At 40.7% G+C, this 25156-nt stretch carries 29 protein-coding genes; 14 read left to right on the top strand and 15 right to left on the bottom strand.

Going from position 1 to position 25156, the window contains the following annotated elements; genetic code table 11:
- Positions 1–14: 14 nt before the first annotated feature.
- Positions 15–899, bottom strand: coding sequence for a glycosyltransferase family 8 protein (locus tag BMW86_RS27755; RefSeq protein ID WP_089786358.1), 885 nt, complete (start codon positions 897–899; stop codon positions 15–17).
- 296 nt (positions 900–1195) lie between these two features.
- Here BMW86_RS27755 and BMW86_RS27760 point away from each other — a divergent pair, with 296 nt between their 5' ends.
- Positions 1196–2395: a vWA domain-containing protein gene (locus BMW86_RS27760; RefSeq protein ID WP_089786360.1), complete on the top strand. Its 1200-nt coding sequence runs from the start codon at positions 1196–1198 to the stop codon at positions 2393–2395.
- Between the two features lie 42 nt (positions 2396–2437).
- On the opposite strand, the gene BMW86_RS27765 is transcribed toward BMW86_RS27760, so the two are convergent.
- The 3 genes from BMW86_RS27765 to BMW86_RS27775 form a co-directional block, all read right to left on the bottom strand.
- Complete coding sequence (locus BMW86_RS27765) at positions 2438–2848, bottom strand: VOC family protein (protein ID WP_089786362.1); 411 nt, start codon at positions 2846–2848, stop codon at positions 2438–2440.
- A 21-nt stretch (positions 2849–2869) separates the two neighbouring features.
- Positions 2870–3460 (bottom strand): thioredoxin family protein, encoded by a 591-nt coding sequence (locus BMW86_RS27770; RefSeq protein ID WP_089786364.1) that lies wholly within the window; start codon positions 3458–3460, stop codon positions 2870–2872.
- A 66-nt stretch (positions 3461–3526) separates the two neighbouring features.
- Entirely contained in the window at positions 3527–4141 is a 615-nt protein-coding gene (locus tag BMW86_RS27775) for a Crp/Fnr family transcriptional regulator (RefSeq protein WP_255373029.1), read from the bottom strand.
- A gap of 242 nt (positions 4142–4383) precedes the next feature.
- Between BMW86_RS27775 and BMW86_RS27780 the strand changes: the two genes are divergently transcribed.
- From BMW86_RS27780 to BMW86_RS27790, 3 genes are all read left to right on the top strand, one after another.
- A complete protein-coding gene (locus BMW86_RS27780) occupies positions 4384–5400 on the top strand; it encodes an endo alpha-1,4 polygalactosaminidase (protein WP_089786366.1) in 1017 nt (338 codons plus the stop codon).
- 100 nt (positions 5401–5500) lie between these two features.
- The gene (locus BMW86_RS27785) at positions 5501–5749 is read left to right on the top strand and encodes a hypothetical protein (RefSeq protein ID WP_089786368.1); all 249 of its coding nucleotides are present in this window, start codon (positions 5501–5503) and stop codon (positions 5747–5749) included.
- 55 nt (positions 5750–5804) lie between these two features.
- Positions 5805–6800, top strand: coding sequence for a SagB family peptide dehydrogenase (locus BMW86_RS27790; protein WP_177189424.1), 996 nt, complete (start codon positions 5805–5807; stop codon positions 6798–6800).
- Positions 6801–6913: 113 nt separating this feature from the next.
- On the opposite strand, the gene BMW86_RS27795 is transcribed toward BMW86_RS27790, so the two are convergent.
- A complete protein-coding gene (locus BMW86_RS27795; protein WP_089786373.1) occupies positions 6914–7096 on the bottom strand; it encodes a hypothetical protein in 183 nt (60 codons plus the stop codon).
- Between the two features lie 140 nt (positions 7097–7236).
- Between BMW86_RS27795 and katG the strand changes: the two genes are divergently transcribed.
- Positions 7237–9486 (top strand): catalase/peroxidase HPI, encoded by a 2250-nt coding sequence (gene katG / locus BMW86_RS27800; protein WP_089786375.1) that lies wholly within the window; start codon positions 7237–7239, stop codon positions 9484–9486.
- 224 nt (positions 9487–9710) lie between these two features.
- Positions 9711–11783, top strand: a complete 2073-nt coding sequence (locus BMW86_RS27805) for a cellulase family glycosylhydrolase (RefSeq protein ID WP_089786378.1) — start codon at positions 9711–9713, stop codon at positions 11781–11783.
- Between the two features lie 109 nt (positions 11784–11892).
- Here BMW86_RS27805 and BMW86_RS27810 read toward each other — a convergent pair whose 3' ends face one another.
- Positions 11893–12717 (bottom strand): tetratricopeptide repeat protein, encoded by an 825-nt coding sequence (locus BMW86_RS27810; RefSeq protein ID WP_089786380.1) that lies wholly within the window; start codon positions 12715–12717, stop codon positions 11893–11895.
- On the bottom strand, positions 12714–13220 hold the full coding sequence (locus BMW86_RS27815; RefSeq protein WP_089786382.1) for a hypothetical protein: 507 nt from the start codon (positions 13218–13220) through the stop codon (positions 12714–12716). Before BMW86_RS27815 ends, BMW86_RS27810 begins: the two co-directional genes overlap by 4 nt.
- Before the next feature lie 141 nt (positions 13221–13361).
- Here BMW86_RS27815 and BMW86_RS27820 point away from each other — a divergent pair, with 141 nt between their 5' ends.
- Positions 13362–14045, top strand: a complete 684-nt coding sequence (locus BMW86_RS27820) for an SMI1/KNR4 family protein (RefSeq protein WP_089786384.1) — start codon at positions 13362–13364, stop codon at positions 14043–14045.
- 69 nt (positions 14046–14114) lie between these two features.
- Here the strand turns inward: BMW86_RS27820 and BMW86_RS27825 are convergent, their stop codons facing one another.
- Positions 14115–14489, bottom strand: a complete 375-nt coding sequence (locus BMW86_RS27825; RefSeq protein ID WP_089786387.1) for a DoxX family protein — start codon at positions 14487–14489, stop codon at positions 14115–14117.
- A 99-nt stretch (positions 14490–14588) separates the two neighbouring features.
- Between BMW86_RS27825 and BMW86_RS27830 the strand changes: the two genes are divergently transcribed.
- A complete protein-coding gene (locus tag BMW86_RS27830; RefSeq protein WP_089786389.1) occupies positions 14589–14933 on the top strand; it encodes a winged helix-turn-helix transcriptional regulator in 345 nt (114 codons plus the stop codon).
- A gap of 62 nt (positions 14934–14995) precedes the next feature.
- Here the strand turns inward: BMW86_RS27830 and BMW86_RS32930 are convergent, their stop codons facing one another.
- From BMW86_RS32930 to BMW86_RS27840, 3 genes are all read right to left on the bottom strand, one after another.
- A complete protein-coding gene (locus BMW86_RS32930) occupies positions 14996–15145 on the bottom strand; it encodes a hypothetical protein (RefSeq protein WP_177189425.1) in 150 nt (49 codons plus the stop codon).
- Positions 15146–15389: 244 nt separating this feature from the next.
- On the bottom strand, positions 15390–15956 hold the full coding sequence (locus BMW86_RS27835) for a DinB family protein (protein ID WP_089786391.1): 567 nt from the start codon (positions 15954–15956) through the stop codon (positions 15390–15392).
- A gap of 50 nt (positions 15957–16006) precedes the next feature.
- The gene (locus BMW86_RS27840; protein WP_089786394.1) at positions 16007–16576 is read right to left on the bottom strand and encodes an acyl-CoA thioesterase; all 570 of its coding nucleotides are present in this window, start codon (positions 16574–16576) and stop codon (positions 16007–16009) included.
- Positions 16577–16800: 224 nt separating this feature from the next.
- On the opposite strand from BMW86_RS27840, the gene BMW86_RS27845 reads away from it, so the two are divergent.
- Together BMW86_RS27845 and BMW86_RS27850 are read left to right on the top strand one after the other, a co-directional pair.
- Positions 16801–17772: an aldo/keto reductase gene (locus tag BMW86_RS27845; protein ID WP_089786396.1), complete on the top strand. Its 972-nt coding sequence runs from the start codon at positions 16801–16803 to the stop codon at positions 17770–17772.
- A gap of 28 nt (positions 17773–17800) precedes the next feature.
- Positions 17801–18610 carry a helix-turn-helix domain-containing protein gene (locus BMW86_RS27850; RefSeq protein WP_089786398.1) on the top strand — a complete coding sequence of 270 codons (810 nt, stop codon included), beginning with the start codon at positions 17801–17803 and terminating at the stop codon, positions 18608–18610.
- Here the strand turns inward: BMW86_RS27850 and BMW86_RS27855 are convergent, their stop codons facing one another.
- The gene (locus BMW86_RS27855; RefSeq protein WP_089786400.1) at positions 18611–18940 is read right to left on the bottom strand and encodes a cupin domain-containing protein; all 330 of its coding nucleotides are present in this window, start codon (positions 18938–18940) and stop codon (positions 18611–18613) included.
- A gap of 183 nt (positions 18941–19123) precedes the next feature.
- Here BMW86_RS27855 and BMW86_RS27860 point away from each other — a divergent pair, with 183 nt between their 5' ends.
- Positions 19124–21136 carry a serine hydrolase gene (locus BMW86_RS27860; protein WP_089788199.1) on the top strand — a complete coding sequence of 671 codons (2013 nt, stop codon included), beginning with the start codon at positions 19124–19126 and terminating at the stop codon, positions 21134–21136.
- A 6-nt stretch (positions 21137–21142) separates the two neighbouring features.
- Here BMW86_RS27860 and BMW86_RS27865 read toward each other — a convergent pair whose 3' ends face one another.
- Complete coding sequence (locus tag BMW86_RS27865) at positions 21143–21775, bottom strand: DUF2306 domain-containing protein (RefSeq protein WP_089786404.1); 633 nt, start codon at positions 21773–21775, stop codon at positions 21143–21145.
- Between the two features lie 144 nt (positions 21776–21919).
- On the opposite strand from BMW86_RS27865, the gene BMW86_RS27870 reads away from it, so the two are divergent.
- Positions 21920–22294, top strand: a complete 375-nt coding sequence (locus BMW86_RS27870; protein WP_089786406.1) for a winged helix-turn-helix transcriptional regulator — start codon at positions 21920–21922, stop codon at positions 22292–22294.
- Between the two features lie 112 nt (positions 22295–22406).
- Here the strand turns inward: BMW86_RS27870 and BMW86_RS27875 are convergent, their stop codons facing one another.
- Entirely contained in the window at positions 22407–22745 is a 339-nt protein-coding gene (locus BMW86_RS27875; protein WP_089786409.1) for a winged helix-turn-helix transcriptional regulator, read from the bottom strand.
- 74 nt (positions 22746–22819) lie between these two features.
- Between BMW86_RS27875 and BMW86_RS27880 the strand changes: the two genes are divergently transcribed.
- Complete coding sequence (locus tag BMW86_RS27880) at positions 22820–23686, top strand: SDR family NAD(P)-dependent oxidoreductase (protein WP_089786411.1); 867 nt, start codon at positions 22820–22822, stop codon at positions 23684–23686.
- A 36-nt stretch (positions 23687–23722) separates the two neighbouring features.
- On the opposite strand, the gene BMW86_RS27885 is transcribed toward BMW86_RS27880, so the two are convergent.
- Entirely contained in the window at positions 23723–24361 is a 639-nt protein-coding gene (locus BMW86_RS27885) for a class I SAM-dependent methyltransferase (protein ID WP_089786414.1), read from the bottom strand.
- 158 nt (positions 24362–24519) lie between these two features.
- On the opposite strand from BMW86_RS27885, the gene BMW86_RS27890 reads away from it, so the two are divergent.
- Positions 24520–25113 carry an RNA polymerase sigma factor gene (locus BMW86_RS27890; RefSeq protein ID WP_089786417.1) on the top strand — a complete coding sequence of 198 codons (594 nt, stop codon included), beginning with the start codon at positions 24520–24522 and terminating at the stop codon, positions 25111–25113.
- Positions 25114–25156: the final 43 nt, after the last annotated feature.

Consider the following 25156-nt stretch of genomic DNA (forward strand, 5'->3'; position numbering starts at 1 on the left):
GGTTAGCCTTTACTTTATTGACGCCCCTTAATAATACGTTTTACTAATGACTTCTTAATTTTCCAGGTACGCCGGAGTTTACTTACTGTAAGCATTCCATATTTTTCCTGCCAGAATGTGGTGTTATAATCAGACCATAATTTATATCCGGAATGAGTTCTCTTTCCAAATAAATCCCAGGGTTTTGGAGCACCTGCAAAATGCAGAATAGAGTTATGATAACTATGCTTGATAGGCAGTGCCCTGTTAGGATACCACAGGTTATTAAAACGATCATCGATATAATGAAAATTGCCATTGCAAAGTGCATTTAATATAGTTTGATCATGAGAAATCAATTCGAGAGGATACTGATCACACATTTGATCTATCTCATGTGAAATGCTTTTTGAATTCCAGTTTTTGATATTAAAAATTAATACTCCTGAATTAAAGCTTTTTTGCTCTTTATCGAGTCCTAATCTGTCAATTAAGAACTTCCTGTCTAAAGCACTCATAAATGTTCCTCCGGGTACTGCTGCCAGGAATTGATCGGTAAATTTGATCTCACTGATAGTCAATACATCTAACAAAATAAGCAAGTCAGCATCAAGATATAATGCATATTCGCTATCAATCAGTTTGGGTATAATGAACCTGCCATATATTGCCCAGTTGCCATGTAAAGAATTTAAATGGCCAAACATTTCAATAGCATTAAAATCATAAAAAGAGGTAGCCCCGCAATAGTTTTCCATTTCGAGTAATGTCAAAATGTTATCCTTATCACGGATATCTACATTAGAACAAAAAAAATGCAGGGTTAATTTTTTTGTGTCTGAGCAGTTCCTGATTAACGAAGTTAATGCAGCACCCAGACCTTCAAGTCCCAGGATGTCAATTACGAATACGATATTCATACACAAGAGTTATAGGAGTTATCCTAATAAGAAGGATACTATATCAATCAGTTGGCTAATATTTGAATAAGAAATACTACTACAGGATTATTTATATTATATTAATTTACAGTATTAAATTAAATTTAATTCAATCAGTTAGCTGGCATAACTCAAGATAAGAACTCTAATTCAATTTGAGAAATAACTGTTATAAAGATGTGTTGATAAGCCTTTTATGCTTTTCTTAACAATTGTATTTATGGAAAAGAGGTTTTCTGTGAATCCTATAAGGGATCACCTAAAATCACTTCCCCATGAATCAAAAGTTTATCATTCCTGTTGTAGCAATTCTTAGTGCTTCATTATTTATTAATTTCTTATATCCTCATGTACAAGGAGATCAGGTATTGCCTGACAAGGTTTTAGATAAACCGGATTCCGTTCAATCAAGGATCCAGATAGTATTTGCTTTGGATGCTACCGGAAGTATGAGTGGCCTCATTGGTGCTGCTAAAGAAAAGATATGGTCAATAGCGGGAAGTCTTGCTCAAGCTGATCCTGCCCCCGTTATTGAGATCGGGTTGTTATTTTATCGCGACAGAGGCGATGCCTTTGTTACCAGGCAGGTTGCTTTATCCAGTGATATAGATGATGTATATGAAAAATTGATGCAGATAAGTGCCGATGGGGGTGGAGATAGTCCGGAAAGTGTTAATCAGGCTTTGCATGAAGCCATTACACAGTTTAAATGGGATAGTTCTTTCAATACCTATAAAACAGTATTCCTGGTAGGAGATTGCCCTCCGCATATGGATTACCGGAATGATGTAAAATATCCTGTTAGTTGTTCTCTTGCTAAACAAAAAGACATTGTATTAAATACTATCCTGATGGGCAATAATCAGATCGCGATGCGTGTATGGAAGGAAATTGCGTTATGCAATCAGGGTAGTTATACACAGGTAGATATGAATGCAAATGATATAGTTGTGAATACTCCTTATGATTCTGTAATTGCCGATTTATCCGACAAACTGGATGATACAAGAATTTATTATGGGAATGCAGAAGAGAAATCTCTTTCATTTGTAAAAGTATCCAAAAGCAAATCGATAAGTAATGCCGTTAACGTAAATATAAAGGCTCAACGGGCAGAGTATAATTCAACTAAAGCTGGTAAGGATGCATATTATGGTAAAAAGGAATTACTGGAAAGTTATAAAGGAAAGTCTGTTAGTCTCGATACTATTAAAAAAGAAGAATTACCTGATGCTATGAAAAATATGACCGCTGCTCAGAAGGAAAAATACATGGAACAAAAAATCGCTCAGCGGGATAGCTTAAATAATGAATTGAAGAAGTATACCAGACAAAGACAGGAATTCATTGAAAAAGACCTTAAGAGTCGTAAAGCAGGAGAGGTAGATAGCTCGTTTACGAATAAGATATATAAAAGCATTCAAAAGCAAACAGAAAAGAAGAAGATCTATTTAAAAGCTGATGCAAAATATTAAATATGATAAGAAAGTCGCGGGTAACCGCGACTTTCTGAACTTTTATTGTTCCGCATGTAATCCGACTTTATTTCCTTCACTGTCTATGATAACGGCGATATACCCGGCAGGCATAGGCGTTCTTTGTACAATTACTTTTCCTCCTGCTTTTTCAACTTTATCCAGTACTGTTTGAATGGAAGGACTGGCATTGATATATACCATTGTTCCGTTGGCAGATGGGCTATTCCCCGCAGATTTTGACAGCACACCGGTAACTCTGCCAGAAGTAGCTTGTATAATTTCAGGATTATAAGGAAAAAAGACAGCTTCATTTTCTCCATCATTGCGGTTAACCATTTCGATATCTAAAATATTCTCATAAAACTCCTTTGCTCTTCTGGTATCCGCAACAGGTATTTCGAACCAGGTAATAATGTTTGTCTGAGTGTCTATTTTCTTAAGCTTTCCCATCTTAATAATTTTATTTGTTAACTAATACATTTGAATGGATAGACAGTCAGCACGTTCGGCCCATGTACTGCCGGGATATTCCTGCATTAACTTTTCCCAATAAGGATAGAGGCTTTCAGGCGCTCTTTGCTGTAGGAAAAAGGCAGCAACACCACACCAATACAGCACTTCCTGAATAATCGTATCTCCGGAAGATGAAATAGAAAGCCCTTCCAGTAAATTCAAAGCATCTCTGGCTTTGGCCTTAAACAATAAAGCCATAGCCCTCCCCAGATCCATTTCATCAATAAATTGATCAGGAGATAAATACCCTGTGACTTTTCGGATTTCTGTTCCATCATTGGCATATACCATGAAACAAGGTGTCCATAAAACAGCAGAGGAATGAAAAGTACCCCGCGGGACCTTGTTTTTAGCCATTACATTGAACTTTATGAAGATAAAGGTGTCTTCAATGTAACTCAGTACTTTAGGGTCCTGGTAGGTTGAAATGTCCATCTTCCTGCAACCTTTACAACCTGGTGCCCAGAAGTCAATCAAAATGGGTAGTTGCTTTTGTCTGGCTGTTTCAAATGCTTCGGAAATGTTTTCTTCAGTGAAATGATTCTTCATAGAACGCTGCTTTTACAGTGTTTTACAAAGGTCTGAATTCTTGCAAAGATGTTCATGTGACGATCGTCACAAAATTCTGCGCTTTCTTATCCGGCTTAATGTTTCTCTGGCAATTCCAAGGAAGGAGGCCAGTTGGGTTTGCGATACTCTTTGCAAAAGCTGTGGGTATTTATTTTCGATATAAGATAAACGCTCTTCAGCAGAATAGATATTGAACAGAACTGAAAATTCTTCCTGCCGGGAGGCAAATAAGCGAATACAGTTTCTGCCAAGTACTTCTATTTCAGGCAATCTTTTAGCCGCCTCGAATAATTTATCTTTGTCTAGTATTATTGCTACAAGCGGCTCACAGGCAATAATACTGGCTTCGGATTTTTGTCCGCTTCCAAAGCTGCGGAGATTGGTCGCAATATCATTTTCAAAGAAAAATGCTGTGTTTTTTTCCAGGCCATCCCTTTCATAGTAACTCCTGCAGTAACCGTTTTCAATGAAAAATAATGAATTGCAAATTTGATCTTCCTTCAGCAAAAAATCCTTTTTTTTAAATATCCTTTTGGATAATGCGGGTTGTAACTGTATCCAGCTTTCTTCTGAAAATGGTGTAATGGAATGAATATATCTCAGAAGAGGTTCCATGGAATATAAATTAGTTTTGAAAGTTAAAATACTACTTTTCTGCATCTAAACGCACTATTCCATCATGGAAATCCGTATCTGACAGATGGTGTTACCCTCGTTATTTTCACGATGACTTGATTCATAGTCAATGTTTTATTATTTACAGACTGAACACATCAGCAATTTTAAATGAGTTACGATATTTTTATTTCTCTCAGATTAGTAACTTTGCGTCGAAAAATACGAGGCATCCTGTTTCGGAAACAGAATGTTTCGTTCCCTTGAATTACACCATATTAAATGCTATGAAAACCAGAAAAAAAGTACTGTTTGCATTACCCATGCTACTGAGCATTCTATCCTGCTCCAAAACCGAAAAAATTAATTCATTACAATCAGAAACGCTGGCAGCAAAGCAGGCTAAGGCTGCTATTGATTACAGGGCAGAGATGCGGAACTTTGTGATCGGTATCAGTCAGTATGCGAAAGCACAGAATACGCAGTTTGCCATTATCCCGCAGAATGGGATAGAACTGATTACCACCAACGGAGAATCCGATGGTACCCTGGCACAGAGCTACATTAATGCCATTGATGCCGTAGGACAGGAAGACTTGTTCTATGGTTATAATGACGATAATGTGCCCACACCTTCCGATGATAATCTGTATATCAGAGGATTCCTCGATAGGATCAAGACCAGCAAAAAGGTGCTGGTAACGGATTATTGTTCCAGTAAGACGAACATGGATAAATCCTACAGTTCCAATAACACCAACGGCTATATTTCTTTTGCCGCGAATCACAGGGAGCTGAATAACATTCCAACTTACCCGGCCACGCCATATGGGGTGAACAGCAATAATATCACCAGCATATCCCAGGCAAAGAATTTCCTGTACCTGATCAATCCGGAGAACTATTCTACCAAGACGCAGTTCATCAACGCTGTAAAAGCTACGAACTATGATGTGATCCTGATGGACCTGTTCCTGAATGATACAGAGTTTACCGCAGCAGAGATTGATCAGCTTAAAACAAAGGCCAATGGTGGTAAACGCCTGGTCATCTGTTATATGTCTATCGGAGAGGCCGAAGATTACCGTTACTATTGGCAGAGTACCTGGAAAGTAGGTACCCCATCGTTTATCGTAGCAGAAAATCCTGACTGGCCTGGTAACTATAAAGTGCAGTACTGGAACACCGACTGGAAAAGTATCATTTTCGGTAATGATACTTCCTACGCAAAGAAGCTGCTGAACAGTCATTTCGATGGAGCCTATCTGGATATTATAGATGGCTTCGAATATTTCGAGAACTAAGATCACTCATTTGATGCAGTAGGGGTAACCCTGCTGCATCATTTTTTTCTTGCCCGTTTAATGATATTTGCTTAAATTACTATTATTAAACCCCTCAAATATGGCAAAGAAAACCAAGACAAATCCTCCATTGTCACCAGCAGCTGCTGAGAAACAAACAAAAGTAGCGGCAAGTAAACGCCAGATCCAAATAGAACTAACAGCAGAACAGATGGACGCATTTACCAATCAGTACAAAAAACTGAATCCATCAGAAGCAGCAGAACTGGTTTTTACATTTTCTAAAAAGCCCACTTCAAAACTTAAAATAGCCGGCTATAGCTATCATGGAGACAGTTGTTGCGTCTAAGCCCCGGTTAATTCGAAGAGCATATAGTCTGTTACAATATTGGGAAGATGGTCAGATGACTATCGAAAACTACCTGACGAGGACTTCGTTAGAGGCTAACTTATTAGTCCTTGACATGTTGTCCGCGGCAACAGACCCTATTTGTAATAATGTGCTCAGCGGTCAATTCTCGCACATTCCGGCAGTTGAAGAAATTGTTGGCAAACTGACTAAGCTAAACTTATTATTGGTTGTCGGATCGAGACTGGAAAAGCGTGACAGGGCTTTGGAAGATAGCTGGAAATGGGACCTCAATGCAAGATATTTTCATTACAGCACAGGATCGGTAAAGTACAATTTCGATTTGGAGGCAGTAAGGAAACAGCTTGAAAAAAAGGCTATCACAAATCCTCCCCCTTCTCCTTTTAAAACAAGTAGCGCGGATTCCAAAATTATATTGGACGATCCGCAGTTACCTGATGTGAATTTTTGGGAAGTGCTTTATCAACGAAGAACGTGCAGGCATTTTGAAGATGCTCCCATATCAAAAGGTGTGTTTAGTTCTTTTTTAAAGTTAGTTGCTGGTTATACCCATTTTTATAATGATTCAAAAATCGATAAGAGGATTATCAAAACATCCCCATCCGGTGGAGCCAGACATCCTATTGAGATGTATGCTTTTGTCAGGAATGTAGCTTCGATAGCCCCCGCAGTATATCATTATGAGGCTGAAACTAACTCCCTTGCCTTTGTCAATCACCTGCCTGATCAAAAAAAAGTACTTGATTTTTTCTCCGGACAGAAATGGGTCAGCAATGCTGCTGTTATTTTTGTCTTCACTGCCGTATTGGAACGGAGTATGTGGAAGTATGACCATTCACGTGCGTACAGGGTATTATTGCTTGATTGTGGGCACCTGGGTCAAACATTCCATCTTTCGGCAACTGCGCTTAAATTAGGGGTGTTTACGACGGCCGCTATTCAGGACAGGAAAATAGAGAGCTATTTGCATCTTGATGGTATAAAAGAGGTGGTTTTATATGGCGGAGCAATTGGTGTAGCTGGTCTTTAATCTTTATCATTATATATAATTTATTAGTAACCACGTGTGATATTACATCGCTATTGATATAGGGTGTTATAACCTGGTGACATGGCATAAACCTGTATCAAGGGGTTTTTAAGCTACTCATCAGGTAGTATTAGCCCCCTCATAGCCCTCTCATAGTCCCCTATAAGCCCTCTATAAGCCCACCTTATATAGAGGGGGCTTATAGAGGGCTTATATTTGTTGTAATCAGGTAATGAACCTGAATTTCCCTTACTTAATTCCATAACAAACTTTAGATAAATTACCAGTAAATTCATAGTCCGGATTAATGACGCTATATAGATTTTGATTATTAAAATATAGAGTTAATTGATTTTGATTATATCTACAATGTCTTACTTTTATCATCCTGCACGACAAATAACATGTGTTCAATCCATACTCTAAATTAAAAAAAATGGAAAAAGACTTAAATGACATCAGTAAATGCCCGTTTCATAACGGCAGTATGAAGCACAATGTTGGCGGTGGTGGCACCAGAAACCATGATTGGTGGCCTAATCACTTAAAATTAAACATCCTGCGTCAACACTCATCGTTATCAGACCCAATGAGTGAAGATTTTGATTATGCAGAAGCCTTTAAAAGCCTGGACCTGGAAGCAGTGAAAAAAGACCTTCATGCACTCATGACGGACTCTCAGGACTGGTGGCCTGCAGACTTCGGACATTATGGTCCTTTGTTCATTCGCATGGCATGGCATAGTGCTGGCACCTATCGTGTTACTGATGGCCGTGGTGGTGCAGGTGCAGGACAGCAACGTTTTGCTCCGCTTAACAGCTGGCCTGATAACGTGAGCCTGGATAAAGCCCGCAGACTGCTTTGGCCTATCAAACAAAAATATGGCCGCAAAATTTCATGGGCAGATCTGATGATCCTTACCGGTAACATTGCGCTTGAATCAATGGGCTTTAAAACATTTGGTTTTGCGGGTGGACGTGCTGATGTGTGGGAGCCGCAGGAAGATGTGTATTGGGGTGCAGAAACCACCTGGCTGGGTGGCGACCTGCGTTATGCTCATGGTTCCCATGGAGTGACAGAGAATCATGGTGTAGTGGTATCAGATGATAAAGCGGATGGCGATATCCATTCCCGCAACCTCGAAAAACCGCTTGCTGCCGTGCAGATGGGTTTGATCTACGTAAACCCTGAAGGCCCGGATGGTAATCCGGATCCTATTGCAGCCGCTAAAGATATCCGTGATACTTTTGGCCGCATGGCAATGAACGATGAAGAAACTGTTGCCCTTATTGCCGGCGGACACAGCTTTGGTAAAACCCATGGTGCAGCTCCTGCTACCCATGTAGGCAAAGAGCCTGAAGCTGTTGACCTTGAAATGCAGGGCTTCGGTTGGAGCAATAGCTATGGTTCCGGTAAAGGAGCTGATACTATTACAAGCGGACTTGAAGTAATATGGACAAAAACGCCCACTCAATGGAGCAATAATTTCTTTGAAAACCTGTTTGGATTTGAATGGGAACTTACTAAAAGTCCGGCTGGTGCACACCAATGGGTAGCTAAAAATGCAGGAGATATTATTCCTGATGCATATGATAGTTCAAAAAAGCATGCACCAACCATGCTGACCACCGACCTGTCTTTAAGATTTGATCCTGCTTACGAAAAAATATCCAGACGTTTCCTCGAAAATCCTGATGAATTTGCTGACGCTTTCGCCCGTGCATGGTTTAAGCTAACGCATCGTGATATGGGGCCCCGTGTACGTTACCTCGGTCCGGACGTACCCAAAGAAGAATTGCTCTGGCAAGATCCTATTCCTGCAGTTGACCATGCATTAATAGACGAAAATGATATTAAAGCGCTGAAGGCAAAAGTATTGGAATCCGGGTTGAGCGTATCTGAACTCGTTTCCACTGCATGGGCTTCGGCTTCTACTTTCCGTGGTTCTGATAAACGCGGTGGCGCTAATGGCGCCCGTATCCGCCTGGCTCCTCAGAGATACTGGAAAGTAAATAATCCGCCCCAGTTACAGAAAGTATTGGGTGCACTGGAAAACATTCAGAAAGGATTTAACAAAAAAGTTTCACTTGCTGATCTGATCGTACTGGCCGGTTGCGCAGGTATTGAGAAAGCAGCGGGAAATACTATCACAGTTCCTTTCACACCTGGTCGCATGGACGCATCACAGGAACGTACCGACGTTGAATCAGTTGGTTACCTGGAGCCCATTGCTGACGGTTTCCGCAACTACCGCAAATCAAAATACCCTGTAGCTACCGAGGCCCTGCTGATAGATAAGGCACAGTTGCTCACGCTTACTGCACCTGAGTTGACAGTATTGGTAGGTGGTATGCGCGTATTAGACACTAATTTTGATGGCTCCAGAGAAGGTGTTTTCACTTCACGCCCAGGCCAGCTTACCAACGATTTCTTTGTACATCTGCTCGATATGAATACTGCATGGAAAGCAATATCTGCAGACAGGGAACTCTACGAAGGCAGCGACCGTGCTACCGGTAAAGCAAAATGGACGGCTACCCGTGCAGATCTGGTGTTTGGTTCTAACTCAGAACTGAGAGCTATTGCAGAAGTGTATGGAAGCGCGGATGCTCAGGATAAATTTGTGAAAGACTTTGTTGCAGCCTGGAATAAAGTGATGAATCTGGACAGGTTTGATTTAGCCTGATTGTAAGATTCAACGAATAATATAATAGAGAGCCTCCGGTAACGGAGGCTTTTTTATGTAGATATGAGTTGTTGTCTGTTATTCCAGTTACTTTTAAAACAGGTTAAAATATGTAAAGTCATTCTTTAATTTATATTATACATTTGATCAATATAACCATTATTCTTTTTTAATAACCCGTATACCTCCTCCCGTTTCCTTGAATAACCTAAATAAATACAAGAATGAAAAGCTCAGTAATTAAACCATTTATCCTATTATTAAACCTATTCTTAACAGCGTATGCCTACGCACAAACACCAGTATCTGTTAATGGTCAGCTTAAAGTAGTTGGTACAAAAATATATAACCAGAATGGTTATCCTATCCAATTAAGAGGTATGAGCACCCATGGTATTCAATGGTATGCCGGTTGTCTTACAGATGCCTCTCTGGATACCCTTACTCACGACTGGGGCGCGGATATATTACGGCTATCCATGTATGTTCAGGAAGGTGGCTATGAAACGAATCCGTCCTACTACACCTCCCTGGTTAAACAATTTGTAGATAAGGCCACTGCCAGGGGATTATATGCCTTGATCGATTTTCATATACTTACTCCCGGTGATCCTAATTATAACACCAGCAGGGCCATAACGTTCTTTACCGATATTGCCAATACTTACAAGAACAATAACAATGTGTTGTATGAAATATGTAATGAACCGAATGGTGTAAGCTGGGCAAGTATAAAAAGTTATGCTGATCAGGTTATTCCTGTGATCAGGGCTATTGATAACGATGCCATTATTTGTGTAGGAACAAAAGGATGGTCATCGCTGGGCCTTTCAGAGGGGAGTAGTGCACAGGATATTATAGACAATCCACTCAACTATCCAAATATCATGTACTCCTTTCACTTTTATGCTAAAAGTCACCAGGATTATTATTTAAATCATCTGGATTGGGCTTCTGACCGCTTACCCATTTTCGTTACAGAATTTGGTACGCAGGAAGCATCCGGTGATGGTGCCAATGACCTGGTAATGGGACAAAGATATATGGACCTGCTGCGGGCTAAAAAGATCAGCTGGACAAACTGGAACTATAGCGATAATCCGCTCAGTGGGGGAGTGTGGATCAGCGGTACCTGTTCCGGTAACACCTGGACAACAAGTAAACTTAAAGAAGCGGGTGTTTTCATTCGCAATAACATGAGAAGTCCGGCGGATGATTTCGGTGCTGCGGGCAATAACCTGGCATTAGGGAAAACTGTTACCGTTTCATCAACGGAAACATCTGCACTCGTTGCCGCCTATGCAGTAGATGGCAATTCATCTACCCGTTGGGCCAGCACATTAGGAGTTGATCCACAATGGATCACTGTTGATCTCGGCAATACCTACAGTATCTCAGAGATAAAAATAAACTGGGAAGCTGCCTATGGTAAGAATTTCCTTGTGCAGGTATCTGCTGATAATACAAACTGGACTACCCTGCAGAATGTTCAGAACAATACATCGCTGAGTAACGACTTCACAAATCTCAGTGGCAGCGGACGTTATGTTCGTATTTACGGTACTGCCCGCGGTACAACCTATGGTTATTCTATTTACGAGCTGGAAGTATATGGAACGCTGGTATCCTCACCCAACATTGCCCTGAGTAAATCCGTAACAGTATCCTCTGTAGAAGGAGCGGGGCTTGAAGGGAATTATGCTGTTGATGGCAACACGTCAACACGCTGGTCGGCTACCATGTATACAGATCCGCAATGGATCACAGTTGACCTGGGCAGTAACTACAATATCTCACGAGTTAAAATAACCTGGGAAGCGGCCTATGCAAAGGATTACCTGTTACAGGTCTCAACAGACAATACGAATTGGACTACGGTGAAAACCATTCAGGGTAATACGTCGCTCAGTAATGATCATAGCAGCTTGTCTGCAACTGGAAGATATGTTCGTATGTATGGAACTGCGCGTGGATCGGATTACGGGTATTCTATCTACGAACTGGAAGTATATGGAACAGCCAGTACGAGTCTGTCAACCCTGGCGTTAACTAAAACCAGCAATGAACGACCGATTACCGTGTATCCTGTTCCTGCACATGATCAGCTGTTGATCACTATTCCAAATGGCAATAAAAGCCAGATCAGCCTTTGCGACATTAACGGAAAGGTATATTTTTCAGGATCTGCTACAGGAAATACTTATAACATGAATGTCAGCAAATTACCGGCAGGCATATACATTGTACAAATTATCAACGGAAATAAAAAGACGATAAAGAAGATAGTGAAAGAATAATATTTCTTTGAACATAAAGCCACGCTCTTAAGCGTGGTTTTATGTTTTTAAATAGATTGATTATCTATTAAAGCCCCGGAAGGTTCCTCTGCTGAATATTTTCCGGAATTTAGCGTAACAATGCTTCATCCACGTCTGAAGGATATACCGCATCCAGCATTTCGCAATAAACATCAGACAGGTGAAATCCTTCCTTGTATAAACGGGCCGCATTTTTGAATTGCTGTTTCGCCAGCTTATGTTTTCCGAGAGAACGGTAGGCTATTCCTTTGTAATAGCTGGTTTCTACATAGTTCCTGCACAATTTTTCCTGCTGATCAAGATCTGATAATGCGCCGGTGTAATCTTGCTGTCTTAGTTTTAATACAGCCCTGTGTAAAAAGTCGAACAGTCCTATAAAGTCTTTCCCTTTAGTATAAAAAATACTATCAATGCCTTTTGAGAAATAAAGGGAAGCATTGGAATAATTCCCCAATTCTCTTTCGCATAATGCCATTACAACATTTAAGCTGTAAGTACCGTCTCCGGTATGTTTGGAGGAAAAATGGGATAAGCTGTCGAACCTTCTCAGGTCCTCAAGGGCGCCTTCATAATCTCTCAGGAATTTGAATCTGCACCAGCCTCTTATATCCAGGACCCTGCCGGGCTGTAAGGCAACTGCTTTATCTATGTACTTACGCCAGGTCGCAAAATCACCTCTTTTCAAATAAGGAACACTTATTTCACGCCAGGCATCTACCATGTCGGGACATAACCGGATGGCACTGTCAAGATATTCCTGGCAGCTCCGGGAGCCTTGTGGAAAAGTACCGGCCAGGTTGGATAATCTGCAGGCAAGATTACAGATGGAATCCGTATAAATGCTGCAATTCTGCTGGGCTTTGGATGTAAGGGCAATAAGGCAAAAATATAGGAGCAGGTATTTATTTTTCATGGACTGATACTTATTATTTTACCATTCTTCATACGGAAAGTGATATACTGATAGCTGTCATATACTTTCTGTTTATAAACTGCCGGCTGCCACCCACTCACCTGTTTTACCAGGTTAAGTAACTGCTGAGATAACGCTTCTTTGAAATGAATGGGCTGATAATTACTGTCTATCTCAAAGAGGCGGAAGCGACCGGTATTGCCATTGCAATTAATAATGAACCTGATAGTGAGAAATCCGTTCTGGTCCTGAAAACTATCCTGTGTGTTGAAGTTATCAAGCAGGTATTTTATGATCTCCTTTTTATGATCCTTATAGTAAGCTGTTGTATTGTAGTATTGTAGCACCTGTTTAGGATTGCATACAAGAAACCCCGGATCGTCCTGCAGACTATCAAAGGGTATATCACCTACATTTTCAGGGAAAGTTTGCTTTTGCGCAAAGGTTGGTATGATAAGGAATAAAAGGATAAAAGATAGTAAAATGCTTTTCAGTTGATACATAGCAGAATAGGCAAATTGGGCTTATCATTGCAATTTCAATATAACATTTTCTGATATAATTATCCTGTTTGATGTGACTAAAATTGGGATTAATAATTTATCTTATATTTGGTCAGACACGTATCATAAACCTGACGGATAATGGAACATTTAAAGAAAATATTGAAGGAAAACGGATTCCCGGTTACAGCCATTGCTGCACTTGAAAAACTGGACTCACGGGATGGATTTGAACCCCTTGAAGCGGATGATCTGGAAGAAACGATGGAGTTCTTTGAAGAACAGCCTGTTTTGGCGGAATTAGTACCAATACTGACCGATAACAATTCCAACTATATCTGTGCTTACAAAAGCGGGCCGCTGGCAGGGAAAGTCTGTTATTTCAGTCATGAGGAAACAAGTCTGGACCCTAAATTCAGGAATATTGAGAACTTAGTAACTGCGATATCCGGCAACCCCGATTCCGGGGATTTCACCGAACTGCCGGTAGAAATACTGGATTATCCATTGAAAGACAAAGAGCGTTTAACCGGAGAGGACAGCAACATCAAAGAACGTTTATATGTAATGTATAATCAGGAAGAAGATGATGAAGTAAAAACGCAGCTTGCATTCAGCATTATGTCATTAACGCCGCCAGACAAACTGGAAGAATTATATCCATTCCTGGACAGTGATGACATGTATATCCAGGAAAGAGCTATTGATATCCTGGGATTTCACCGGTATGTGCCTGCTGTTGGTAAACTGACGGAATTACAGACTACAGCTTTTCACAATGGGCAAGGCGCAGCCGCAAGAGCCTTGAAACGGATAAATGCATAGAAATAAGGGTATTCAAAACATAAATGTAAAAAGTCGCGGGTAATCGCGACTTTTTGTTTTGTGAAAGTATTATAGCTGCTTATTTGATATTCTGCGTGTGAGTTCAGGAAAACGGATTACGGCAGTAATCCATACCAGGGCTTCAAAAACCATTGGGAACACAATGTTCTGCTGATGTTGTAAATGAGTGGCAATGGCACCACCTAAATAGGAAGACAATAGTAATGTTCCGAGAATTCCAGTTCTGGAATAAAGGAATAATACAACGGATATAATCTCAATTACTCCCAGCAGGGAATAAGTTGCGCCTGATAATCCAAATGATGCGCCCATCTGTATAGCATGTCCGCTTTGCATAATTTTGTCAATTGCAGAGCCTCCCAACAATAAGCCGGTTAGCCCGCTCAATATCCATCCGATTATGTTTTTTGTCCTGGTTGTCATTTTTTTAACTGTTTATTTATGAAGCACAAAGATTATTGATTAATACGGTACATTTGTAACCAGTTACCGAAATGTAAGTAGTTACAAATAGAATAGTATATGAAAGACAAATCAGATGCTACATGCGAAAAAGTACATTTCGCTATTCAGGACACTTTGTACGTAGTTAACGGAAAATGGAAGCTGTTAATCCTTTCAATATTGGTAAACAATGGAATGAAGCGTTTTGGGGAATTGTCAAGAGAGTCGGGAATTTCTCCAAGAATATTGTCTAAGGAATTGCATGAACTCGAACTGAATAAATTGATAACCCGGACTGTTTGCAATACAAAACCTGTTACCGTTGAGTATTCTTCTACAGCATATGCTGAAACACTTAAAGAAGTAATTGATGCAATGATCCGCTGGGGTCAAAACCACAGGAAAAAGATTATCGAGCAATAAATGATCCGTAGGATAAACAATGTCAAAGGTTATAACCTTTGACATTGTTTATCACATGCTTATTAAGCGCAATCAGCAGTTAAATGGCAACCAGGACAGGTGGTTTGCTCCAGGGATGTCAGGCAAATAGCTCCTTTTTGTTTTAATTGACTGAGACTGGCAATTTTGATCTTCACCAGTTGGAGTTTTTTGGGAATTGCGTTCTTTTTCATGGTGGTAACGTTTAATGAATAGTCCTCTCCTGTCTTTAGCTGGAAGCAATGCCATGGAGTGGTTGTTCAGCATATAATCGAAGTGCTAATAAATATTACAGGTGAAGAGGTCAATCTCTAAGGAGACAACAAGTAGGCTTTGGCCTTCATGGGTTAAGCATTTGGGGTTAAGACTAAGCTAGTAGTTATTACTAATTTAGTAAATTTTTTCTAATGTTGAAAGTTTTATTGAAGGACGGAAAATTTATTGATTACTAAGCGTTGCAGGTGGAACTATCCCACACATTCTGAGATAAATCGTCATCTGACCATAATGTTCATTCGCGTGGGTAAGTGCGTAAAACGCAAGATCAAGCCTGGGAAGTTTTCTCCATCTAAAATCAATCATATCCATTGCATTTTGATTTGTCAATGTTGAAATCGCTTTACGTCCAATTGTGAATGAGCTTTTGAGGTATTCGATAATGTCTTTTTTGGTTTTAATACTTTTGGGGCCGTTTACATCTTCAATGTCTGCACGTACTGAATCGCCGGTAATGGCACTCCAGATGAGAATATTGTCGGTGGCCAGATGCATTATCTGTCCGGCAAATGTCCGGACTCCTTTAAAAGTGCTGTTTTCTATATTGAGACTCTCAGGTGTGAAATTAAACCTGCTTTCAGGCATGGCTTCGGCAGTTGTCAAAATATCATTTTCAATTTTATTAAATTGTCTTTCTATTGCAGATGAAAGAGACTGTTGCCCAAAACAGGTAGCTGCTGTGATAAGATTGAATACAGAAAAAAACATTATTTTTCTAAGAGAGGGCATATGATAATATAGTTTTATTGGTAGAGTAAATATAATGGTTTTCAAAAAATTTAATCCGGCAGCATTTCGGTCTCCGGAACTAATCTTGCCGGTACCATGCTGCTGAGTATCTGGCCATCATTTTCAAACAATTGCAGCACCCACTCCGGAGGGTCCTTTTTTGTAGTCGAAAAACCAGCCGACTGTACAATCTCTTCCAGTGTATTCTGTTTATCTTTTCGCCAGAACAGGCCCCTGGTTACACCAATGGCTTTTACTTCATCCTGCTGCATAAAAGTATGAACATGATAAAACCAGCGGTTATCCCAACCTGCAATTTCCACATGCATTGAAACCTTTGTACCACGTTTAATCGGTTTCCTGTAAATAATTTTTTGCGAACCGAGGGAGGGGGCTAACTTCCTGCTCAGTACAACGCTATACAAATCTGTCCGGATAAACTGTTCCCACCGCGCATAGTCCATATAAAGAAAGTATTTGTACGCAGCCATTACCCGAAGTGCATCACAATCAAATGTTTTTACCCTGAATTCTTTAATTAAGGGCTTATTAACATCAAGTCTCTTTTTAACATATCGTAGCAATAATATTCTAACGACATTGTACCAGTAAAGCAGCATAAAATTTTATTTTATGACAAGAAAATAAGCAGATGTATAAGTCTTTATCTTATTTATGGGTCTAATGATTAAACAAGTTTACCCTAAGTTTTAATCAGGATCTATAGAAAAGTTTCTAGTTTGCAGGTAAAGGAAGAGTGAGCCATCCAGACAAGTAAATTGAGCCGTAAAGGAAATATGTCATTGGTTATAAATGACAATCTTTGTATCGTTAAATAATAGCAATGACAACAATAACAAAAATGCCTCTGGGTAAAAATGGTCCGCTTGTATCTAAACTTGGATTGGGCTGCATGCGTATGTCATCTGTTTGGGGAAGCCCGGCGAATGACGAAAGTGAAAGTATCGCTACTATTCAGATGGCACTGGACAATGGCATCAATTTTTTGAATACAGGAGATTTTTACGGCAGTGGACACAATGAGCTGCTTGTAGGCAAAGCCATCAAAGGCAGACGGGACGATGCTTTCATAAGTGTCAAGTTTGGCGCAATTTTCTATGGCAATCAATGGCTCGGATTAGACTTGCGTCCTATAGCCATCAAGAACTTCATCAATTATTCTTTAGTGCGTTTGGGTATAGATACCATTGATCTTTATCAGCCGTGCAGACTTGATAACAGCGTTCCGATAGAAGATGTGATCGGTACAGTCGCCGACCTGATCAAAGAAGGAAAGGTGCGTTACCTGGGCGTGTCCGAAATCACTGCAGAACAATTGCGCAAAGCCCATAGTGTACACCCTGTAACAGCATTGGAAATAGGCTATTCACTGGCAGACCGGCAGATAGAAAGCGACCTGCTTCCTGCGGCCAAAGAGCTGGGTATAGGGGTGGTGGCTTTTGCCAATACGGCTGAAGGGTTACTTACAGGTGAGATGAAAGCTCCGCTTGCGGCCAATGATTATCATAATCATTTCTCGCGTTTTCAGGGAGACAATCTGATAAAGAACCTGGAGAAAGTTGAGGTATTAAGGAAAATGGCGCAGGAAAAAGGATACACGCCCACACAACTGGCAATCGCCTGGGTGAATGCACAGGGTGATGATATCATGCCGTTGGTAAGCATGAGCCGGAGATCTCGGCTACCGGAAAATATTCAGGCCATGGGAATCGTCTTTACTCCTGAGGAGACGAATATCCTGAATACGCATTTTTCGTCAGGTGCGATCGTTGGAAGTACATATCTGCAGCGGTAGCATCCCATCTTTTTTATACTTTTGAATAGTGAGGAATCCAACTGAAATAATACCGGGTATCATCTTTTACTCTTATCTCTCTACCATGAGAAAAGAGAAAGTGGGCTTTTTAGGGCACAATACCCTGGTATTGCTGGTTTCCGGGCAGTTTACTTTGGAAACGGCCAACCAGAAAATTTCGATGAGGAGGGGGGAGATGCTGCTGATCGGCAAAAATCAGCTGGGGCAGATAACCAAAACTCCTCTGCCTGATGAAGATTATGAAACGATTGTCATTTCCCTGCAGGAAGACGTGCTGAGGAAGATTGCACTGGAGGAACAGATAGAGATACAGCAGAAGTATGCTGGTCCGCCTAACATTCTTATTCCCGCAAATGACTTTCTGCAGGGCTATTTTCAATCTGTAATGCCTTATGTCCGCAATCCGGAAGAGAAGATACCGGCTGCCATGGGTGTTCTGAAAGTGAGGGAAGGAGTGAAGTTGCTGCTGCATGCCATGCCCGGGCTCCGCACATTTTTGTTCGACTTTTCGGAGCCTTATAAGATCGATCTGGAAAAATTTATGCTCAGCAATTTTCATTTCAATCTCCCGGTTGAAAAATTTGCGGAACTCACAGGGAGAAGCCTTGCGGGGTTTAAGCGCGATTTCAAAAAATCATTTGGTGCGCCGCCCAGGCAGTGGTTACAGGAAAGGCGGCTGGTAGAGGCACGTCACCTTATAGAAAAAAAGAACAGGAAAGCCTCTGCCATCTACCTGGACCTGGGGTTTGAAAGCCTCTCTCATTTCTCACATTCTTTTAAAAAGAGGTTCGGCAAGGCACCTTCTGAGTGGTTATAATCAAAGGGCCTTATAGTCCTCTCTCACGGGACTGAATATATCAAATATCTTACAATCCGTTAATGCAACGCCTCCATGTTCGGTCATTGATGGAATGACGGCTACCATACCTTTGGTATAAACCCTTGTTTTTCCGGCTATCGTTAACTCAAACTCACCATCCTCTACCTGGGTTACCTGTTCATGGATATGCTTATGAAGCGGAAGTACGGCTCCTTTGTCAACATCCCAATAGCTCAGGGTCATACTGTCAGTATGTACAAACCTCGCCTGGAAACCCGGGATAATCTCTTTACGATCAATATCATTTAAATGAAACACGTTGGACATTTACCTACATTTTGTACAGATAAAATTAGGGCAAATAGAATTACGTATTACATAAGAGACCACTTAATTTTCTTTATCTTATCCCCAAAGAGTTAGCATGCATGCAACCTTTTTATATTTAAGGTGTCTTTCTAAGAGGAATATTAATGCGCAAACCCTAACTTATTAAACCGATAAATGAATATGTCACAACTACCAGTTAAAACGGCTAGCATTTTCATATTAGGTGTCCTGTTTTGTCTACAATTGTCAGCCCATAATGGCAAAGTAGCTTACGCTTATCCACTCGGGAAAATCAATGTAGATGGTGATTTATCTGATTGGCCTCCAACAGCAGTGAAATATTTAATCAAGACAAATATATCAGATACAAAACCTAATGGTGACGCTGACTTTAGCGGCTTTTTTCAACTGGGCTACCGGATGGAAAACCATTCATTGTATATTGCCTTTACGATAACAGATAATGATTTCGTTGAAGATACTACTGAAAATGTACGCTGGAACACTCAGGATGCGTTGCAGCTAAGCGTTGATGCAAGACATTTGCCATTTGGTTCAGGGGTTGCGTCTTTTATGTATAGCAAAAAGCTACGTAACATTGATAATGCTTTTTATGATTCCTTTGCTAAAAATGCTTCCTGGGATATGACTGAGGTCGCCTTTGTCAGAAAGGGCAATAAACGTTACTATGAGTGGCGTATCAGCCTGGGTGATCAGTTGGCCGTGAATAAGTCTATTGGCTTTGACTTCCTGGTTTTTGACAAGGATACAGATAACAGTTTTTCTTTTACGGGTTGGGGTAAGGGAGAGGCTAAATACAGGAACCCTAAAAGTCTGGGAGATGTTATCTTTTTAGCTGCTGATGAAAAACTGGCAACTGTTTCAGGTAACGTTAGCCGGGATAAACCAATGACGACGCCACTACCCGGTGAAGTTCATCTCCATTCGGTTCAAAATCCGAAATTATGGGTGGCAACTGATCTGGATAGTTCCGGCAATTATTCCGTAGAGGTCCCGGCCGGTAAATATGAACTCCTATTGCCATATACTTATTTTCAAAATGGAAAGAATGTGTATGCGCTTGAGCAGAAAAAACCAACAGTGGTGTTGGTCAGGACCGGACAAAAAAACAATGTGCCCAGGCTTACCATTTCAAGTTCTCCTATAGCTGATCTGATTCCTGAGAAAGGCATCCTTCATCAGTTTGGACCGGAAAGTTTTAGCAAGATTGATCATTTCATAGAAACATACCAAAAGTACTATCAAATCCCTGGTGTTTCACTGGCATTAATAAAGGATGGCGGTTTGGTGTACTACAAAACATACGGCGTTCGAAATACATTCACTGGTGAGAAAGTTGACGAAAACACACTTTTTGAAGCAGCTTCAGTTACGAAGCCGGTGTTCGCTTTTGCGGTTCAAAGGCTGGCAGAACGCGGAGTAATTGACCTTGACAAGCCACTGTATCTCTATCTTCCATACGCGGATATTGAATATGATGAACGATATAAACTGATGACGGCAAGGCATGTATTAACTCATCGTACAGGCTTTCCTAATTGGCGGTCGATGAATGAAAATGGGAAATTGAATCTTCTGTTCACGCCGGGAACAGACTATAATTATTCCGGTGAAGGCTTTGAGTACCTCAAAAAGGTAATCGAAAAGATTACCGGCGAAAAAGTGGAACAGGTTTTACAGGAAGAAGTAGTGAAGCCAATTGGCCTTTATCATACGTTTTTTTCCAGGAATGACTCTTTAAAGCACATGGCTGCTAATGGTCACTATGATATGCTGCCCACATACGACGAATTACCAGAATCTCCGGGCATGGCTTACTCTATGTATACTGAGGCCCGCATATTCACTAAATTTATGCTTTATCTGCTTGATCAAAAAGGATTAAGTGCAGAAACCTACCAGACTATGTTTCAAAAACACTCCGATTTTCACTACAAACCTGGAGATAAAAAGCCCAGATATCCTGCTTATATGGGAGAGAGCCTTGAAATAAGAGAAACACCCTTTGGTAAATCTTTCGGTCATGGAGGAAACAACGGTGATTTCAAGTGTCACTTTGAAGTATACAAGGATCTGAAAATGGGCTATGTGATTTTTACGAACTCCAATACATCGGATGCACTGTTAGATGCGCTTCGCGATTTTTTAGTAGAGGGGAAGGAGAATGAGTAATTTAAGTTATGCCTTGGGTTTTATTTTGATCACGCTACTGCGGATCACCTCATAAGTATAGAGCGGAACAGCCCAACCCATCCAGAAAAGAGGAACAGTAACTTCTTCAAAACTGCCCAATTGCTGCACAAATGGGATCTTATAGGCAAAACCTGAGATCAGGAAAGCGACTGTAACAATATAGCTTCTGATCATCCATTCTTTGTGAAGTTTGAATTGTTTCTTTACAGCGGTATAGAATGCAATAAAAGTTGTACTGATCCAAATACTAGCCCATATCTGCAATGTGAATGCATAAGCCCAATTCACTGCATATGCGGTTGTTGAGGCAAGTACAAGCGCACTGCTACTGCTTACGAGGATCGATAGCAGATACAAATAGCCAATGGCACGGTGTAATTTCCGGCTATAATCACGTAGTTTAGGCCAGAACTGAACAATACCGGTAATTAATGCTCCTCCGCCAGCTGTAATATGTGAGATCAGAAACCATCGCTGCGGGTAATATCTGCCCAATGCTTCCGACGTCATTTGTAGGTAAGGATCTGCTCCATGCATGAACAACCAGGTCATGAAGAAAACCGATATCCATATCAGTAAAGGAAAGATATCCTTCCAGTTGAGTTTAACATTCTGCATTTCCTGTGTTTAATTAATTGTGATAAACAATAGCACAAATTTCCCCGGAAGATAGCAGGGAGACAATAACCGAAGAAAGATTCGGTATGGGTTGACCGAAAGTGTTGGGAAGGATTGCGTAATTTTAGCCAACAATAGTAAAACATGTACACGAGAAAAATAGAAGAAGATCCGGATTGCGGTCTCTACTTAGCGATGAGAGTATTGGGCGGTAAATGGAAATGCTGCATTCTGGATACTATCAACAGGGGTATTTCGCGGCCAAGTGATATTGCCAGGTATATTGCTGATGCATCCACACGTGTTATCGAGATGCAATTGGCAGAACTGCTCTTTTATGGTCTTGTTGATAAATATACGGAAGATGTTTATCCTAAAAGAACTGAATACAAACTCACCAGCCTGGGAGAAACCTTATTGCCTGTTCTTTCCACAATAGATGAGTGGGGACTGGAACATGCGCAGGTGATCAGGGAGCGAATGAGCGAACTGGAAGAAGATGAACAGCGGCCCAGGTAGAGAAATAAAAAGGGACAAGCCTAAAGATTTATCCCTCTTTGTGCCCCTGTCGGACAATTCTCCAACTGGTTTGAAGGCGCTTTATTTGTTGAAGATGCTTCTTAAAGAAGGGCTATTTCCCCGAAATTTTCCGACGGTGATTTTGGCCCCATTTGATCATTTCATCAACCAGGGGCTTTAGGCTTTTACAGTAAGGAGACACAGTGTATTCAACAGTTTTTGGCGCGTCATAGACCGTCCTTATTACCAGTTTGTTTTCCTCCAGATCTTTTAACTCCCTCGACAATACACGGGTGGTAATAGGCAGCACGCTGCGCTGTATATCCCGGAAGCGATAACAACCCTGGTTCATCGCGATCAATATCGGTAATTTCCATTTACCACTGATGACAAACAGTGTATCCTGAACGTATTTTATTTTCTGCTCGGTAGTCAGTTCTTTATCCTTCATATTGGTATCCTATAGGTTATTGATATCAAATGTATATCAATTAACAAATAACTTTGTAGAAAACAGGATGATATATGAACGATAAAATTGTATTGATTACAGGAGCAACAGGTGGAATTGGTAAGGCAGTCGCCATTGCATTGGCGAAACAGGATTTTACAGTAGTGATACACGGACGCAACCGGCAAAAAACAGAGCAGGTTTGTGAAGAAATAAAAGCTACAACGGGTAATGACAAAGTAGACATGATTGTGGCCAATCTGTTTTCATTACAAGACGTGCGGAACATGGCCAATACCTTTAAGCAAAAGTATAAACGCCTGGATGTTCTTGTTAACAACGCCGGAGGAATTATGGGAAAAGATAGGGAAACAACGCCGGGTGGAATTGAAAAGACAATGGCAATAAATCTATTGGCCCCCTTTCTTTTGACAGAGCTGTTGCTGGACATATTGAAAAACAGCAATGATGGCCGTATCATCAATGTTTCATCCAATTCGCACAAGTTGAATGCAAAACCAGACTTTGACGATTTATCATTGGAAAAAGGATATAACCCATTAAGGGCTTATGGAAATGCCAAACTGTTTTTGATATGGATTACCCAGCACCTCAGCCAGACATTAAAGCAGCAAGGGATCAAAAGCATAACTGCAAATACCGTTCATCCCGGAGCAGTGGCAACAAACTTTGGTGTTGAAAGTAATCTTGGAGCTGTGCTCAATTTTATTGCGAAACTGGCAAGGCCATTGTTCAAAACGCCGGAGCAGGGCGCAGATACAATAGTTTATTTAGCCACATCGGGCGAAGTAAACAATATCAGCGGAAAGTATTTTGTGAACAGAAAGCAGGCAAGCGTAACAGAGACGTATTATTCTGAAAAAACTGAAAAAGCCGTTTGGAATTATTGTATGGAAAATACAAAAGTGTTCAGAAGTTAGCATTATATATAATGATTGGGATCATAATCCCCCTCTTCATTTTTTCTCAGTCCAGATATAGGCTCGCCTGCTTTGAAATTTCGCATCTTCATGCGGACGCCTCTCTATGGCTTCAATTATATTAAAACCCGTTTCATGAAGTAACGCTATGATGTCATCTGTTTTAAAGAAGTATAAATCAATATCTACTTCTTTATCATGAGCTTTGTCATAATGAACTATTTCATCTCCTTCGTGAAAGGAAAATAAAAAATCTCCTCCTGGTTTCAATACCCTGTTTATTTCTTCGAAACACTTCCGGATCTGGTCATTAGTAAAATGTACTATTGAATAGAATGCAATTGCACTTCCAAGATACTCTGACGGATAGGCTATATTCAACAGGTCTCCGGTTTCAAATTTAATCTCAGGGGAAAGTTTCCGGGCAGCGCTAACCATCGCTGGCGACAGATCAATGCCGATGATGTCTTTCAGGCCATTGTCGTACAGAAATCTTGTTGTTTGTCCGGGGCCACAGCCAAAGTCTGCACATAGTCCTTTGTTGTTATTGACAGCTGCAAATTCCTTCAGTAACAATGTGTCAAGGTGTTTTTTTGAGAGTTCACCCCAACGCTCAGCAGCATACTCGTCGGCTACCTGATTGTAACAGTGTAATACTTTTTCCTGTGAATTCATTTTAATCTTGGTTATGAGGCAAAATGATCAAATGGTATTTCTTCGTCGATCCGGCAATGGTAAAAAAAGATACGACTATTTTCGGAAACCCCTTTTTGTAGTCTAACATATATTGGCGGGTTTTCGGAAATTTCCCTAGATTGTGTTTCATTTAACAGGTGTCAGCCAATCAAACATATAACGAAAAAGAACTATTGTCGAGAATAGCAGAAGGCGATGAGCAGGCATATGCCATCATTTTCGACCAATATTACCCCTTACTTTACACATACGTCAATCGTATTATCCAATCCGCCCCGGAAACCGAAAGTCTTTTACAGGATATTTTTATGAAGATCTGGCAGGGACGTGAGACTTTGCAATATGTAGAGCGATTCAGTCCTTATCTCTGGGTGATGACCCGTCACCATGCCCTTAATGCCATGCGCAACCTGGCACGCCGCAATGTATTGTTAGATGATTTTGCCAGGCAAGTCCCAACCGTCGAAACGGAGGAAACCAGGGAATGGCATCTTTCCCTCATAGACCAGGCGATTACACAGTTGCCGGAACATTGTCGCCAGGTATGGACCATGAACCGAATCGGCAAAATGAAGCAGGCGGAAATAGCAATAGAGTTAGGCATTGCACTACCGACGGTCAAAAAATACATGCAGCAGGCGATCAGCCTGATTACACAATACGTAAAAGATCGTTCTTCACTGGGTCTGGCCTTGACCCTTCTACTTTCTCTCTTTTTTGAAAAAAAATAGGTTTCTCATATACTTTTTGAAAACTCAGGTGTCATTTATATAT

The organism is Chitinophaga sp. YR573 (genome assembly GCF_900110995.1).
Lineage (GTDB): Bacteria > Bacteroidota > Bacteroidia > Chitinophagales > Chitinophagaceae > Chitinophaga.